This is a genomic window from Thermolongibacillus altinsuensis (assembly GCF_004341205.1).
GTDB classification, from domain to species: domain Bacteria; phylum Bacillota; class Bacilli; order Bacillales; family Anoxybacillaceae; genus Thermolongibacillus; species Thermolongibacillus altinsuensis.
On sequence record NZ_SLUL01000003.1, the window covers coordinates 216105 to 232144 of the forward strand.

At 42.3% G+C, this 16040-nt stretch carries 12 protein-coding genes, 1 other RNA gene and 1 other annotated feature; of the genes, 12 read left to right on the forward strand and 1 reads right to left on the reverse strand.

The window, feature by feature from the left end:
• The first annotated feature begins 30 nt into the window (after positions 1-30).
• The gene (locus tag EDD69_RS03980; protein WP_132947664.1) at positions 31-2229 is read left to right on the forward strand and encodes a RelA/SpoT family protein; all 2199 of its coding nucleotides are present in this window, start codon (positions 31-33) and stop codon (positions 2227-2229) included.
• A gap of 15 nt (positions 2230-2244) precedes the next feature.
• A complete protein-coding gene (dtd, locus tag EDD69_RS03985) occupies positions 2245-2685 on the forward strand; it encodes a D-aminoacyl-tRNA deacylase (RefSeq protein ID WP_132947665.1) in 441 nt (146 codons plus the stop codon).
• Positions 2686-2717: 32 nt separating this feature from the next.
• Here the strand turns inward: dtd and EDD69_RS03990 are convergent, their stop codons facing one another.
• On the reverse strand, positions 2718-3935 hold the full coding sequence (locus EDD69_RS03990) for an N-acetylmuramoyl-L-alanine amidase family protein (RefSeq protein ID WP_132947666.1): 1218 nt from the start codon (positions 3933-3935) through the stop codon (positions 2718-2720).
• Positions 3936-4066: 131 nt separating this feature from the next.
• Here EDD69_RS03990 and EDD69_RS15230 point away from each other — a divergent pair, with 131 nt between their 5' ends.
• The 10 genes from EDD69_RS15230 to EDD69_RS04035 all read left to right on the forward strand — a co-directional run bounded on the left by EDD69_RS15230 (position 4067) and on the right by EDD69_RS04035 (position 16036).
• Positions 4067-4240 carry a hypothetical protein gene (locus EDD69_RS15230; RefSeq protein WP_165871722.1) on the forward strand — a complete coding sequence of 58 codons (174 nt, stop codon included), beginning with the start codon at positions 4067-4069 and terminating at the stop codon, positions 4238-4240.
• Positions 4241-4447: 207 nt separating this feature from the next.
• Positions 4448-4676, forward strand: a binding site (T-box leader).
• A 73-nt stretch (positions 4677-4749) separates the two neighbouring features.
• Positions 4750-6030, forward strand: a complete 1281-nt coding sequence (gene hisS, locus EDD69_RS03995) for a histidine--tRNA ligase (RefSeq protein WP_132947667.1) — start codon at positions 4750-4752, stop codon at positions 6028-6030.
• Positions 6030-7814 (forward strand): aspartate--tRNA ligase, encoded by a 1785-nt coding sequence (gene aspS / locus EDD69_RS04000; protein WP_132947668.1) that lies wholly within the window; start codon positions 6030-6032, stop codon positions 7812-7814. The genes hisS and aspS overlap by 1 nt, the downstream gene beginning before the upstream one ends.
• A gap of 58 nt (positions 7815-7872) precedes the next feature.
• Positions 7873-8062: non-coding RNA, 6S RNA (gene ssrS, locus EDD69_RS04005), on the forward strand.
• Between the two features lie 132 nt (positions 8063-8194).
• On the forward strand, positions 8195-8959 hold the full coding sequence (locus EDD69_RS04010; protein ID WP_132947669.1) for a tRNA threonylcarbamoyladenosine dehydratase: 765 nt from the start codon (positions 8195-8197) through the stop codon (positions 8957-8959).
• Positions 8960-9107: 148 nt separating this feature from the next.
• Positions 9108-12167, forward strand: coding sequence for an efflux RND transporter permease subunit (locus tag EDD69_RS04015; protein ID WP_132947670.1), 3060 nt, complete (start codon positions 9108-9110; stop codon positions 12165-12167).
• 93 nt (positions 12168-12260) lie between these two features.
• On the forward strand, positions 12261-13091 hold the full coding sequence (locus tag EDD69_RS04020) for a TetR/AcrR family transcriptional regulator (RefSeq protein WP_132947671.1): 831 nt from the start codon (positions 12261-12263) through the stop codon (positions 13089-13091).
• A gap of 10 nt (positions 13092-13101) precedes the next feature.
• On the forward strand, positions 13102-14385 hold the full coding sequence (locus EDD69_RS04025) for a replication-associated recombination protein A (protein ID WP_132947672.1): 1284 nt from the start codon (positions 13102-13104) through the stop codon (positions 14383-14385).
• A 73-nt stretch (positions 14386-14458) separates the two neighbouring features.
• Entirely contained in the window at positions 14459-14875 is a 417-nt protein-coding gene (gene cymR / locus EDD69_RS04030) for a cysteine metabolism transcriptional regulator CymR (protein ID WP_132947673.1), read from the forward strand.
• 15 nt (positions 14876-14890) lie between these two features.
• Positions 14891-16036 carry a cysteine desulfurase family protein gene (locus tag EDD69_RS04035; protein ID WP_132947674.1) on the forward strand — a complete coding sequence of 382 codons (1146 nt, stop codon included), beginning with the start codon at positions 14891-14893 and terminating at the stop codon, positions 16034-16036.
• Positions 16037-16040 lie beyond the last annotated feature (4 nt).

A 16040-nucleotide genomic window follows, 5' to 3' on the forward strand; every position in this document is an offset into this window, starting at 1 on the left:
TTGTATAATTGAAAATCAAAAGGTGATTCCATGGCGAACGAACAAGTATTGACGGCAGAGCAAGTAATCGAAAAAGCAAGCCGGTATTTGTCGAAAAATGATGTCGAATTTATTGTTCGAGCATATGAATTTGCAGAAAAAGCGCATCGCGATCAATATCGAAAATCGGGAGAACCGTACATTATTCACCCGATTCAAGTGGCGGGCATTTTAGTGGATTTAGAGATGGATCCAGTGACGATCGCCGCAGGCTTTTTACACGATGTTGTAGAAGATACACACGTAACAAAAGAAGATTTAGTGAACGAATTTGGCGAAGAAGTGGCGATGCTTGTTGATGGAGTGACGAAGCTCGGAAAGATTAAATATAAATCTCATGAAGAGCAACAAGCAGAGAATCATCGTAAAATGTTTGTGGCCATGGCGCAAGATATTCGCGTGATTTTAATTAAGCTGGCTGACCGTCTTCATAATATGCGCACATTGAAGCATTTGCCGCTTGAAAAACAGCGGCGCATTGCCAATGAAACGCTTGAAATTTTTGCGCCACTTGCCCATCGACTTGGAATTTCGAAAATTAAATGGGAATTAGAAGACACCGCTTTACGCTATTTGAATCCGCAGCAATATTATCGCATTGTGAACTTAATGAAGAAAAAGCGTGCGGAGCGAGAGCAATATCTTGAAGAAGTCATTCAAGAAGTGCGTGAACGGTTAAGTGAAGTAGGCATTCAAGCTGAAATTTCTGGACGTCCAAAACATATTTACAGCATTTATCGAAAGATGGCATTGCAAAATAAACAATTTAATGAAATTTATGACTTGTTGGCCGTTCGCATTATTGTCGAAAGCATTAAAGATTGTTATGCGGTGCTCGGCATCATTCATACATGTTGGAAACCGATGCCAGGTCGTTTTAAAGATTATATTGCGATGCCGAAACCGAATATGTATCAATCGCTTCATACGACCGTGATCGGCCCGAAAGGCGAGCCGCTGGAAGTGCAAATTCGCACGTTTGAAATGCATCAAATCGCTGAATTTGGAATTGCGGCGCATTGGGCATACAAAGAAGGAAAAACGGTTAAGCCAAATTCATTTGAAGAGAAGTTGTCATGGTTCCGTGAAATTTTAGAATGGCAAAACGATACGAACAATGCCGAAGAGTTTATGGAAACATTAAAAATGGATTTATTTTCCGATATGGTGTTTGTATTTACACCGAAGGGAGATGTCATCGAACTTCCAGCAGGCTCCGTTCCGATCGATTTTGCTTATCGCATCCATTCTGAAATCGGGAATAAAACCATTGGCGCGAAAGTGAACGGCAAGATGGTGCCGCTCGACTATCAGTTGAAGACAGGGGATATTGTTGAAATTTTAACATCCAATCATTCATATGGTCCGAGCCAGGATTGGTTGAAATTAGCGCAAACATCGCATGCGAAAAATAAAATTCGTCAATTTTTCAAAAAGCAACGCCGCGAAGAGAATGTTGAAAAAGGAAAAGAGCTTGTTGAAAAAGAAATACGCAATATGAATTTCGATGTCAAAGAGGTGCTTACTGCTGAAAATGTTAAGAGAGTTGCGGAAAAATTTAATTTTATGAACGAAGAAGATATGTATGCAGCCGTTGGCTATAACGGGATTACCGCAGCTCAAGTGGCGCATCGTCTCACGGAAAAATGGCGAAAACAGCGCAATTTAGAGGAGCAAGAGAAAAAATTAGCAGAAGCATTGAAAGAAGCAAAAACGATTTCTTCAGCGAAAAAGCGCGATTACGGAGTATGTGTTGAAGGCGTCGATAATTTGCTTATTCGCTTATCTCGTTGTTGCAACCCTGTTCCTGGTGATGAGATTATCGGGTTTATTACAAAAGGACGAGGTGTGTCGGTTCACCGTATCGATTGTCCGAATGTTTTAACAGACGATGCGAAAGAGCGCTTGATTCCTGTTCAATGGGAAAGCGGAACGAATTGTCAAAGAGAATATACGGTCGATATCGAGATTACAGGATATGATCGTCGCGGCTTGTTAAACGAAGTGCTTCAAGCGGTCAACGAAGCGAAAACAAACATTTCCGCCGTTTCTGGGCGGACGGATCACCGCAATAAAATCGCAACCATTCATATGTCCATTTTCATTCACAATGTGAGTCATTTGCAAAAAGTGGTTGATCGCATTAAACAAATTCCTGATATTTACTCGGTACGAAGAATCATGAACTAGAAAGGATTTTGTGTGATGAGAGTCGTTGTGCAGCGTGCAAAAAATGCAAAGGTAGTTGTCGATGGAGAAACGGTTGGAAGCATTGATTTTGGCCTTGTCTTACTTGTTGGAATTACCCATACGGATACGGAAGAAGATGCGGCATTTGTTGCTGAGAAAGTAGCAAATTTGCGCATTTTTGATGATGAAGAAGGAAAAATGAATTTATCGCTTTTGGATGTGCAAGGGGAAATTTTATCTGTATCGCAATTTACGTTGTATGGGGATTGTCGAAAAGGAAGACGTCCGAATTTTATGGAAGCAGCAAAACCAGACCATGCGCTTGCCATTTATGAGGCATTTAACGAACAATTGCGCCAGAAGGGGATTCGCGTTGCAACAGGAAAGTTTGGCGCAATGATGGATGTGCAGTTTACAAACGTTGGACCGGTGACGCTCATCGTTGAAAGTAAATGAGAGAGGCGAACTCCGATGTGTGAGTCGCCTCTTTATTTTTCAAAATAATCGACAAGCCCTCTACAAATGGCTTCGGTCACTTCTTGTTGATAATTCGCTGAAGTGATGATTTGTTCTTCCGTTGGATTGCTTAAATAACCGAGCTCTAACAATACCGATCTTCGATTATTTTCGCGTAATACATGATAATCGCCAAAGCGAATGCCGCGGTGATTGATGTAGGATAGACGCGAAAGTTGTGAAGAAAGCGATTGAGCAAGCAATCGATCTTTTTCTTTATAGTAATAAACTGTTAATCCGTTAGCCGAGCGGCTAAGAGAACTATCGTAATGAATGCTAATAAAAGCATCCGCTTTGGTTTGATGAGCGAGCATCACTCGTTCACTTAACGATCGGAACGTATCGTCTTCTCTTGTTAAAATGACGTTTGCGCCCAACGCCTGAAGCTTTGTTTGCAGCAATTTGGCAGTTGCCAATGTTAACGCTTTTTCCCTCGTTCCTTGTGCTCCAGTCGTTCCGTAATCTTTCCCGCCGTGTCCGGCATCAATGACGATCGTTTTACCGTGAATCGTCTGCTCTTCTATTTGTTGATCGCTCGTTTTGACGACCCACTCGGCAATATATCCAGTTGTTCGTTCATTTACTTGTATGACATACCATTGTCCTTCTTTGCGAACAATCGGGAATGTATCGTTTCGTTTTGCTTTCATGATAATCGGTGCTTCCGTTGAAGCGGTTGCACGGATATTGGTTTTGTCATAAAGAACATGGACGTAACGATTTTCTGCTAACTTGTCTACAAATGATATGTACGCGCGATGGACCCATCCTTCTTTTCCGTTCCATTGTACTTTCACCCATTCGCCTTTCTGCTGCAAGGCGATCCCCTTTTCACCGCGGACAATATAGCCAATAATCGAAAAGTTCAATCCAGGTCCTTGCCGCAGGCGAAGCTGATTTGCTTCACAAACAACCGTATTCCCAGCTTTTTCGATGTTGACGTAATCCGCTGATACCCATCCGCTTTGATTGTTTGAAAGCTGAATTTGAAACCATTTTCCCTTTTTGTCTAAAACAACATATCGTTCGCCTTTTGTTATTTTTGTTTGAATTGGAAACGTCAGTGCTGGGCCGCTTCGAACATTGAGCCGTTCCACGGTGACGATTACGATGGATCGTTCAGCCGCGACAGATGGAGCGACAATAGAAAAACATAACGAGAATAGTAGAATGGATAGCCACTTTCGCATGAAGTTCCCCCTTAAAAAAGATATCGATAATACCATATTCTCGATAAAATGGAAAAATCCTTTCTGTTTTCGTGACGTAAAAAAGAGGAAAACGGGAATAATAGGAAGAAATTGATGAAAGGAGAAAAAAGATGCGACATAGTGAAAAAGGTGAGTTTGTTCATACGCAATCTCCGTTTTTTCATGTAAATTTTCATGATTTTATTCAAAAAGAAAGCGATCTCACATCTTTTGAACTGGCTTCAGAATTCGGTTTAACGCTCCGAGATGTTCAAAAGCTAAAAAAGCATTTATCGCGTTCTTAGCAATGTTTATTGGGAAGGTAATTTTCTGCTGCTTTTTCCGAACGAGAACGCCATCGGACAAATAGATTTGTCCGTGGAGCGTTCGCCGTTCGGATTGGAAGAAAAGCGGAAGGGAAGGATTCCAAAAAACTTGACTCACACTTAGCGGTGAGAGACCTTGACAAATGGGGCGTTCATTCGTAAGATAGAAGAAAAATTCAACATTTTGTATAACCGATGATGGAGAAGAGTAGTTAAGAGTACACATGGCCAGAGAGGAAATGCCGTAGGCTGAGAGCATTTCTCCATGATGACTTAACGAACGAACACTCCGTAGGTTTCTCCTTGAACGCGTTTGAGTTAGTAGGGGAGAACGCCTTCCGAGCGTTAACGGATGAAGTGGAAGCGTACAGCTTCAACTAGGGTGGCACCACGGGAAATGTCTCTCGTCCCTATCGGTTAGGGATGGGAGATTTTTATTTTGGTATATATATTTTGTACATAAAAATTTTGATTCAGGAGGTCGAACCATGGCGTTTCAAATTCCACGCGGAACGCAAGATATTTTGCCAAGCGAATCGAGCAAGTGGCAATATGTCGAGCAAATCGCACGAGAACTTTGTCGTCGGTACAATTATAAAGAAATTCGTACACCAATTTTTGAACATACGGAACTGTTTTTACGTGGTGTTGGCGATACGACGGATATCGTTCAAAAAGAAATGTACACCTTTACGGACCGCGGCGGCCGAAGCATTACCCTTCGACCTGAAGGAACAGCGGCAGTCGTTCGTTCGTTTGTTGAAAATAAAATGTACGGAGATCCGAATCAGCCCGTTAAATTGTATTATCTCGGTCCGATGTTTCGCTATGAGCGGCCGCAATCCGGGCGTTTTCGCCAGTTTGTGCAGTTTGGTGTCGAGGCGATCGGCAGCAATGATCCGGCCATTGATGCAGAAGTGATCGCCTTAGCGATGGATCTTTATCGTTCGCTAGGATTGAAAAAGATCAAATTAGTCATTAACAGCTTAGGAGATATAAGCAGCCGAAAAGCGCACCGCGAAGCGCTTATCGCGCATTTTAAAGGGCGCATTCACGAATTTTGCGAAGATTGCCAAGTTCGTTTAGAGAACAATCCGCTTCGCATTTTAGACTGTAAAAAAGATCGGGAGCATGAATTAATGAAAACCGCTCCGTCCATTTTAGATTATTTAAACGAGGAGTCGCGTGCATATTTTGAACAAGTCAAATCGTATTTAAACAAGCTGGGTATTCCGTTTGAAGTCGATCCTCGTCTCGTTCGTGGGCTGGATTATTATAACCATACAGCCTTTGAAATTATGAGCGAAGCAGAAGGGTTTGGAGCGATTACGACGCTGTGTGGCGGCGGTCGCTATAACGGCCTTGTTCAAGAAATTGGCGGACCTGAAACGCCGGGAGTTGGCTTTGCGTTAAGCATCGAACGTTTGCTTGCAGCGCTTGCGGCAGAAGGAATTGCATTGCCAATCGAAGAAGGCATCGACTGCTATGTCGTTGCGCTTGGGGAGGAAGCGAAGAAGGAGGCAGTCCCTCTCGTTTATGCACTACGCAACGAAGGAATAAGCGTGGAAAAAGACTATCAAGATCGGAAAGTGAAAGCGCAATTTAAAGCGGCTGACCGTTTGCAAGCAAAGTATGTGATCATTGTTGGCGAAGATGAATTAGCGCGCAACGTTGCGAATGTTAAAAATATGCAAACGGGCGAGCAAGTGGAAGTTGCTCTTTCGGAGTTAACAACATATATGAAAAAGGTTTGTAAGGGGGAGTATTGATGTTTGGGAGAACGTATTATTGCGGAGAAGTGACGGAGAAAGCGATTGGCGAAAAAGTTCAGTTAAAAGGTTGGGTGCAAAAACGCCGCGATCTTGGCGGACTCATTTTTATCGATTTGCGCGATCGCACGGGAATTGTCCAAATCGTGTTTAGCCCTGAAGTGTCAGAAGAAGCGCTGAAAGTAGCAGAAACGATTCGAAGCGAGTATGTCTTAGATGTGGAAGGAACGGTTGTGGCGCGTGAAGAAGGCCAGATCAATCCGAATTTAGCAACAGGAAAAATTGAAGTACACGCTCATCGCGTGACCATCTTGAATGAGGCGAAAACACCGCCGTTTGTCATTGCGGATCAAACAGATGTATCTGAAGATGTTCGCTTAAAGTACCGCTATTTAGATTTGCGCCGCCCTGTCATGTTCCAAACGTTTAAAATGAGACATCAAGTGACAAAGGCGATTCGTGACTTTTTAGATGAAGAAGGATTTTTAGAAGTAGAAACGCCAATTTTAACAAAAAGCACGCCAGAAGGGGCGCGTGACTACTTAGTGCCGAGCCGCGTTCATCCAGGAGAATTTTATGCTCTTCCGCAATCGCCGCAAATTTTTAAACAGCTGCTAATGGTCGCTGGTTTTGAGCGCTATTATCAAATTGCGCGTTGTTTCCGCGATGAAGATTTGCGCGCGGATCGTCAGCCTGAATTTACGCAAGTCGACATTGAAACATCGTTTATGAGCCAAGACGATATTATGGCGATGGTTGAGCAGATGATGGCAAGAGTAATGAAAGTAGCCAAAGGCATTGATTTGCCACTTCCGTTTCCGCGCATGTCATACGATGAAGCAATGAACCGCTACGGTTCGGATAAGCCAGATACGCGCTTTGGAATGGAGCTTGTGGATTTATCTGAGCAGGTGAAAGATTGCGGCTTTAAAGTGTTTGCGAGCGCTGTGCAAAATGGCGGACAAGTAAAAGCGATCAATGTTAAACAAGCCGCGGAGAAATATTCGCGCAAAGACATTGATCGTTTAACGGAATTTGTCGCTCGTTACGGCGCAAAAGGGTTAGCATGGTTAAAAGTTGAAGCGGACGGCTTAAAGGGACCGATTGCGAAATTCTTTAATGAGGAAGAACAAAAAGAAATGATGCAAACGCTAGAAGCTGAGACCGGCGACTTATTGCTGTTTGTTGCGGATCAGAAAAAAGTGGTTGCTGATGCGCTTGGAGCGTTGCGTTTGAAACTCGGAAAAGAATTAAATTTGATCGATGAAACGAAATTTAACTTCTTGTGGATTACGGACTGGCCATTGCTAGAATATGATGAAGAAGAAGGTCGTTACTATGCTGCGCATCATCCGTTTACGATGCCGGTACGCGAAGATTTGCCAAAATTAGAAACAGAACCAGAAAAAGTACGGGCACAAGCATATGATCTTGTGCTTAATGGATATGAACTTGGCGGAGGATCCTTGCGCATTTTTGAGCGAGATGTCCAAGAAAAAATGTTCCGCGTTCTTGGATTTACGCAAGAAGAAGCCAAAGAACAGTTTGGTTTCTTGCTCGAAGCGTTTGAGTACGGCACACCTCCACATGGAGGAATCGCATTAGGATTAGACCGTCTTGTTATGTTGTTGGCGGGACGTACGAATCTTCGTGATACAATTGCTTTTCCAAAAACAGCAAGCGCAAGTTGCTTGTTAACGGAAGCGCCTAGTCCAGTAAGCGATGAGCAATTGAACGAACTGCATCTCGAAGTCAAGCAGGTCTCCGTTCAAAAAATGGACTAAATGGCTGATCGCAACAGCTTGAAATGCAAAAAAGAGTATGTTAACATACAAATACAAATAAGTCCTGATGTGTTCGTCGTATAACCTATTGTTTTGACCGAACAATATGTTATACGGGAGCCCGGGTTTTCAGGTGGAGTACATGCCTCGTTCACGAACAAGAGGACTTACGGAAGCTTGAAACAGGGCACCCACCTGTTGGAGAGCGGGTTCAAAACGAAGGCATCGACGGCACGATTGGGACTTTCTTTTTCATACGAATAAAGCTCTAACGTAAAGCATAGCCTTTACGTTAGAGCTTTTTTTGTGCAATAATTTTGTTGTCATTTCGGCCGAAATATTCATATTGGATTTTTTGAAATTGAAATGGAGGAAAAAAGATGTTGCATCAATTTTCGCGCAATGAATTAGCTATCGGAAAAGAAGGATTACAAAAGCTGCGTGAAAGCACAGTTGCCGTTCTTGGAATCGGCGGCGTTGGTTCATTTGCTGTTGAGGCGCTTGCCCGTTCAGGAGTCGGACGCCTCATTTTAATTGATAAAGACGATGTCGACATTACAAATATCAATCGGCAAATTCATGCCCTTCTTTCCACGATTGGACGACCAAAGGTGGAAGTGATGAAAGAACGAATTGCTGATATTAACCCAGAATGCGAAGTCATTGCGTTAAAAATGTTTTATACGGAAGAAACGTATGAACAAATTTTTCAATATGACATCGATTATATGATCGATGCGTCCGATACGATTTCATACAAAATTCATTTAATGAAAGAATGTTTAAAGCGAGGTATTCCGCTTATTTCAAGCATGGGAGCGGCCAATAAAATGGATCCGACTCGTTTTCAAATTGCCGATATTTCGAAAACGCATACGGATCCGATCGCGAGAGTCATTCGTAACCGTTTGCGTAAAGAAGGGATTCGCAAAGGAGTTACTGTTGTTTTTTCCGATGAGAGCCCGATTATCATTCGTGAAGACGTACGAAAAGAAGTAGGAAACGACCAATCAACCATTCGTAAAGCAAAAATGCCGCCATCTTCGAATGCGTTTGTTCCATCTGCGGTCGGTTTAATTATGGCTTCTTACGTCGTGAGAGAACTGTTAAAAGACATTCCAATTCAACGAGTCGGACAAGAATAAATCGCAAGGCGATCCGCTTTGCGATTTTTTATTTGGCATAAATTAGTTGCAAAGCGGACATAAATCATTTATATTGAAAATGCGACTGTCTGGTCGTTATTATACGACCGGATGGTCATGTTATTTTTGAAGGGAAAGGAAGGGAGTTATGAATTTTTTAACGAGATTTAGCCTAAAAAACGCTGTTGCGGTTTTTATCATTTCATTTCTGTTAATATTAGGCGGATTGTATTCATTTTCCTCCTTGAAAGTGGATTTATTACCAAACATTGAATTCCCGCAATTATCCGTTGAAATCGTTTATCCCGGCGCTTCTCCGGAAGATATGAACGAACAAGTCACTTCCAAACTTGAAGAAAAATTTAAATCGATTGAAGGAATGAAAAAAATGCAAAGCTCTTCGTTTGAGAGCATTGCGATCATCAACTTAGAGTTTCCTTTTGATACGGATATGGATGAAGTGGAACGGCAAGTCGATTCATTCATTAAAGATACGAAGCTTCCTGAAAATGTTCAAACGAAAATTAACCGTTTTTCCTTTGGGACATTCCCGATTTTTAACATTTCATTATTTGCGAAAGGCGATACGGACTTAGAGGGGTTGTTGGAAAAAGAAATTATTCCAGAGTTGAAAAAAATTAATGGTGTCAACTCTGTTTCCGTCGGCGGAATGAAAGAAGAAATTGTCCAAATCACGATCGATAAACAAAAAGCGTTGCAAGCAGGACTTAGCTTATCTCAAATTAAAGATCAAATTAACGAAAAATTCCTTTCGTTCCCTGCTGGAAATATAAATACAGATACGCTACAAATTCCTGTTCGCGTTCAAGAAAAATTAGAGACAATCAAGCAGCTTGAAAACTTATCGCTTTCTTCGCCGCTTTCCAACATGCAAGGAGCACCAGCAGCGTTTCAGGCAAACGGAGCAATCAAATTAAAAGATATTGCCAAAATTGAAACGATCACCGATCAAAGTGAAATTACTCGATATAACTTAAAACCATCGCTATCCATGGCCATTACGAAAAAACAAGATGCCAACACGGTCGAAGTGGCTGAAAAGGTGCTCAATGTATTAGATGATTACAAGGATGAATTAGATTACGCCATCGGTTTTGATTCAGCGGAAGGAATTAAAAAATCAGTTGAAACGCTTATTCGTGAAGGATTGCTTGGAGCGTTATTTGCTTCTGTCGCTGTGCTCGTCTTTTTACGAAATGTGCGTGCAACGGTGATTGCGATCGTTTCGATTCCGTTATCGCTTTTAGTAGCGTCGATTTTCTTGCAGCGGATGGATATTTCGCTGAACATCATGACGCTTGGCGGAATGGCGGTTGCCGTTGGACGAGTGGTTGATGATAGTATCGTTGTCATTGAAAACATTTTCCGGCGCGTGCGAAAATCAAAAACTGGCATAACGGATGAACTTGTGGAAGATTCAACAAAAGAAATTTTAAAAGCGATTACTTCTTCAACGATTACGACCGTTGTCGTCTTTTTACCGCTCGGTTTTGTTGGCGGTATCACAGGAGAATTTTTCATGCCATTTGCCTTAACGATCGTGTTTGCGCTTTTAATGTCTCTCGTTGTTTCGGTTACAATTGTGCCGATTTTAGCAAAATTCTCGTTTAAAAAAGTTCCGCCTGAAGAAAAAGAGGGCGCATTGCAACGTTGGTATGGAAAAACCATTGAATGGGCGTTGAACCATAAATCCTTAATTTTAGTTCTTTCGGTTGTATTGCTTTTCGCTTCTCTTGCGATCGTACCAAAACTTGGCTTTACATTCATTCCAAATGAAGAACAAAAAACGTTAATTGCCGCGGTGGAGCTTCCATCTTCCACATCGCTTGAAAAAACAAACGATGTTTCGCTGAAAATTGAAAACATGTTTGCGGATTTAGAGGAAATTAAAGAAGTAACCGCAGGGATCGGCAGTCGTGATTTCCGTACAGGATTAAAACGCCAAAATCAAGCGAACTATTTTATTAATTTGAAAGAAGGCGTGGATGTTGCGCCGTTTATTAAAAAATTAGAAAAGAATATGAAGGAAATCGCCGAAAAAGAAGTAAAAGGAGCCATCGTCGGCGTACAGGAGTTGCAATCAGGTGGACCTCCTTCCAACAATAACGTGAATATTGATTTATATTCAACGGATTTAGCCGCTCTTCAAAAAGCAGCAAAAGAGGTTGAAAATTATTTGAAATCGCGCGATGACTTAAAGTATGTGACAAACAACTTTTCGGATAAACAAAAGCAAATCGTTGTCAATATTGATCCAGAAAAAGCGGCGGAATATGGCGTATCCGGATTCCAAATTCTTGGAACGATTGCTGACCAAACAAAACCTGTACAGGTGGGGACATTAACGCTTGATGGTGTTGAACGTACCGTTCAGCTTTCTTATGACCGAGATATCGATTCGCTTGAAGCGTTAAAGAACACGTTGATTTTTACAAAGCGCGGTCTTGTCCCAATCACGGAATTAGCAACAGTAGAAAAAATAGATACGTTTACATCGATTCAAAAATTAGACGGAAAAGTATTTGCGCGCGTTTCCGCTCAAATTGTTGGGGATAACATTCAAAAAGTGACGCAAGACGTCATCGCAAGCGTGAAAAACGATGTCGACTTGCCGAAAGAAGTATCGCTTGAAGTCGGAGGCGGAAGCGATGAAACGGTTGAGACGTTCAAAGAACTGGGACTCGCTATGGTCATTGCCATCGGACTTGTTTACATTACCATGTTGATTACATTTGGCAAAGCGCGCATTCCGTTTATCATTTTATCTTCGCTTATTTTCGTTCCAATCGGTTCGTTGCTCGGGCTATTTATCGCGAATGAACCGATGTCGGTCAGCGTCATGATCGGCTTATTGATGCTTATTGGAATTGTTACAACGAATGCGATCGTTCTTGTTGACCGCATTGGGCAAAATCGTGAACAAAAAGGAATGGCGATTCGCGCAGCGCTTGTTGAAGCTGGAAAAACGCGCTTGCGTCCGATTTTAATGACCGCTTTTGCAACGGTTGCTGCACTCATTCCGCTCGCCTTGACGAAATCATCAGGAACGCTCATCTCAAAAGGATTAGCGATTACCGTCATCGGTGGATTAACCTCTTCCACTTTGTTAACGCTTATCATTATTCCGGTTGTGTATGAGTTGTTTTTCTTTCGTCAGGTAAAAGCGGAACGAAAAATGGAAGATTAGTGAGCAAGGCTGGCTCGATAGGGGTCAGCCTTATTTGCTCATCATGACTTATGTTATAATGAAATCAAAATGTTCGATAAGGAAGGGGCAACATTGAGCAGAAAAGAACAAATTATTGAAGCGGCGATGAAGCTGTTTGCTCAAAAAGGCTATCATGCGACATCGATGCAAGAAATTGCCGAGCATAGCGGCTTAGCGAAAGGATCGTTATACAATTACTTTAAATCCAAGGAAGAAATTGCTTTATCTATTTTCCGTTTTCATTACGAACGGTTGTTTCATCAATTTTCGCAAATTGCAAACGATCACACACTCACTCCGCGTGAGAAATTTTTAAAACAGCTTTCGCTTCAAATTGAAGCGTTTGACCGACATAAAGAATTTGTGCAAATGCATATGGGAGATCAAGCGGAAAAAGTAAGCGAAGAATTACACGCGCTCGTTTTTCATATTCGCACCCAAATATTTAATTGGTATGTAAAGTCGATGATTGAAATATATGGTGAACGCTTGCGCCCATTTGCTGTTGATTGTGCGATCATGCTGAATGGAATGTTGAAAGAGTATTTATTTTATGCCATCTTTGAGCAAAAAGAAATTGAATTTCAACGGCTTGCTCCTTTTTTAATGAAGCGGCTCGATGCCATTGTCGATAGTTTGTTAAGCGGAGAGACCTCTCTTGTAATCGAACAAGATGATGAAAAAATGTTTCAACAACAAATCATTGAAACGATTGAGCAAATGATCGAGCAAGCAAAAGAGGATGACGATTTAATGGAATTGCTTTTCATGTTTAAGCAAGAAATTTGTTCCGAGAAGCCGCGCAAAATGATCATTGAGGCGTTTCTTTTATATCTCGAACGCACGAAGCTAAGCGAATTTCTTCCAGCGTTAAGGGCGAAATTAGCACTGTATTTGAAATGAGGGATGTTGGATGCTATTTGCCAAAGAGCCATTATCATTTCGCATGCGCCCAAGGACGATTGATGAAATCGTTGGACAACAGCACATTATCGGTCCGAATACCGCCTTATACAAAATGATCCGCAATGATTATGTACCGTCCATGCTTTTGTACGGCGAACCGGGAGTTGGCAAAACATCGCTTGCTTATGCGATTGCCGGGACAGTGAAAAAAGAGTTTTATATGCTGAATGCAACGACGGCTGGAAAAAAAGAAATCGAAGAAGTCGTTGCTCAAGCCAAAATGATGGGAAATGTCATTTTGTTTATCGATGAAATTCATCGCTTTACTAAAGCACAGCAAGATTATTTGTTGCCGCATGTTGAAAGCGGCCTTGTGACGTTGATCGGAGCGACGACGGAAAACCCTTTTCATGCGGTCAATCCCGCGATTCGCAGCCGCTGCGGACAAATTAAACAGTTAAAGAAACTAACGGATGAAGAGTTGCTCAAATTGTTAAAATGGGCGTTGACGGATCCGGAAAGAGGACTGGGTGAACAAAACATTAACATCACCGATGAAGCATTGCAAAAAATTGCTGCTTCAACGAACGGTGATGCGCGATCGGCGCTTACCATTTTAGAAGAGGTTGTTTATGCGTCTGAATCCATCGATGGCGTCATTGTTGTTCAAATGGATACGGTCGAACAATGTATTGAAAATAAAGGATTTACTCATGATAAAGGTGGAGATATTTATTATTCGCTTTTATCAAGCTTGCAAAAAAGCATTCGTGGCAGCGATGTTGACGCATCGTTGCACTATTTGGCGCGCTTGTTAGAAGGCGGGGATTTGTCCGCGGTTTGTCGCCGTCTCGCCGTCATTGCATACGAGGATATCGGGTTAGCGAATCCAATGATCGGCGTAAAGGTCATGGCGGCCATTGAAGCGGCGGAACGATTGGGAATGCCTGAAGCACGTATTCCTCTTTCTGCTGTTACGATCGAAATGTGTTTATCGCCAAAATCAAATTCGGCTTATAAAGCCATTGATCTTGCTTTAGCGGATGTGCGAAGCGGAAAGGGGCGTTCGATTCCTCCGCATTTGCAAGATGCGCATTATAGCGGAGCCAAGCAGCTTGGACATGGACAAGGCTATAAATATCCGCACGATTATCCGCATGGTTGGGTGCATCAACAATATTTGCCTGATGATTTAGTCGGCGTGCGTTATTACAAACCAAAGGAACATGGGGAAGAAAAATATTTGGCAAAAGTATATGAACGTTTAGAGGAGCGAAAGCGTCAATCCTGAATGCTTCTCGGTTTTGTGATATAATAACGTATGTTTCTGATAGGAAAACAAGGGGATTGGAACGGAGGATTCTATGAAGATATCAACGAAAGGCCGATATGGTTTAACCATTATGATTGAGTTAGCGAAACGGTATGGGGAAGGACCGATTTCATTAAAAATGATCGCTCAAATGAACAATTTGTCTGAACATTATTTAGAGCAACTGATTTCACCGTTAAGAAATGCCGGATTGGTAAAAAGCATCCGTGGAGCGTATGGCGGTTATGTGTTAGCTCATCATCCGTCGAAAATTACAGCAGGGGACGTTATTAGCGTGCTGGAAGGACCGATTCATTTAGTTGAAGAGCTCGAAGAAGAAGAGCCAGCTAAACGAGAACTTTGGGTGCGCATTCGCGATGCGGTGAAAGAAGTGCTCGATAGCACAACGCTTGAAGATTTAGCAAGCTATAGCAAGCACGATGGAGATGCATACATGTTTTATATTTAAGAAAGGGGAATGGTTTTGGAGAGAATTTATTTAGATCACGCAGCGACTTCGCCCGTTCATCCAGAAGTGGTTCATGCGATGATTCCATACATGACAGAAGTATTTGGAAACCCTTCGAGCATTCACTTTTTTGGCCGACAAAGCCGCCGTGCTGTTGATGAAGCGCGCGAAGCGATTGCCAAAACGATCGGTGCGAAGACAAATGAAATCATTTTTACGAGCGGCGGAACAGAAGCGGACAATCTTGCGTTAATTGGGGTTGCGATGGCGAACCGCCAAAAAGGAAGACACATTATTACGACGTCAGTTGAACATCATGCGGTGTTGCATACGTGCCATTATCTTGAAAAACAAGGATTCGAAGTGACGTATCTTCCTGTGAATGAACAAGGAAAAATTTCGTTAACAGATTTACAGAAGGCATTACGTCCAGATACGATTCTCGTTTCCGTTATGTTCGGCAATAACGAAACAGGAGTGTTGCAACCGATCGAAGAGATCGGGATGATGTTGAAGGAGCATCCTGCTTATTTTCATACCGATGCCGTCCAAGCGTATGGGCTTATACCGATCGATGTGAACAAGTTGCATATTGACCTTCTCTCTGTTTCAGCTCATAAAATCAACGGACCAAAAGGTGTCGGCTTTTTATATGTGCGTGAAAATGTGAAGCTGATTCCGCATTTGTATGGCGGAGAACAAGAGCGAAAACGCCGAGCTGGAACGGAAAACGTGGCTGGCATTATCGGATTGCAAAAAGCGGTTGAAATCGCACAGCAAACCATGAGAGAAAAGGTGCAGTTGTATCGCTCGTTTAAAGAGAGAATGCTTGCGATTTTCGAGCAAGAAGGAATTCATTATGCGGTGAATGGCGATATGGATGATAGCCTTCCACACGTGTTGAACGTTGCCTTTTTCGGCACAAATGTGGAAGCGATGCTCGTTAACTTGGATTTAGCGGGAATTGCTGCATCAAGCGGTTCAGCTTGTACGGCTGGTTCGGTGGATCCGTCTCACGTTCTTGTTGCGATGTTTGGAAAAGATTCGGAACGAATCCGTTCGTCGATTCGTTTTAGTTTTGGTCTAGGAAACACAGCACAACAAATCGAAATGGCTGCTTATGAAACCGTAAAAATTGTGAAACGACTGGTACGGAAATGAGAGG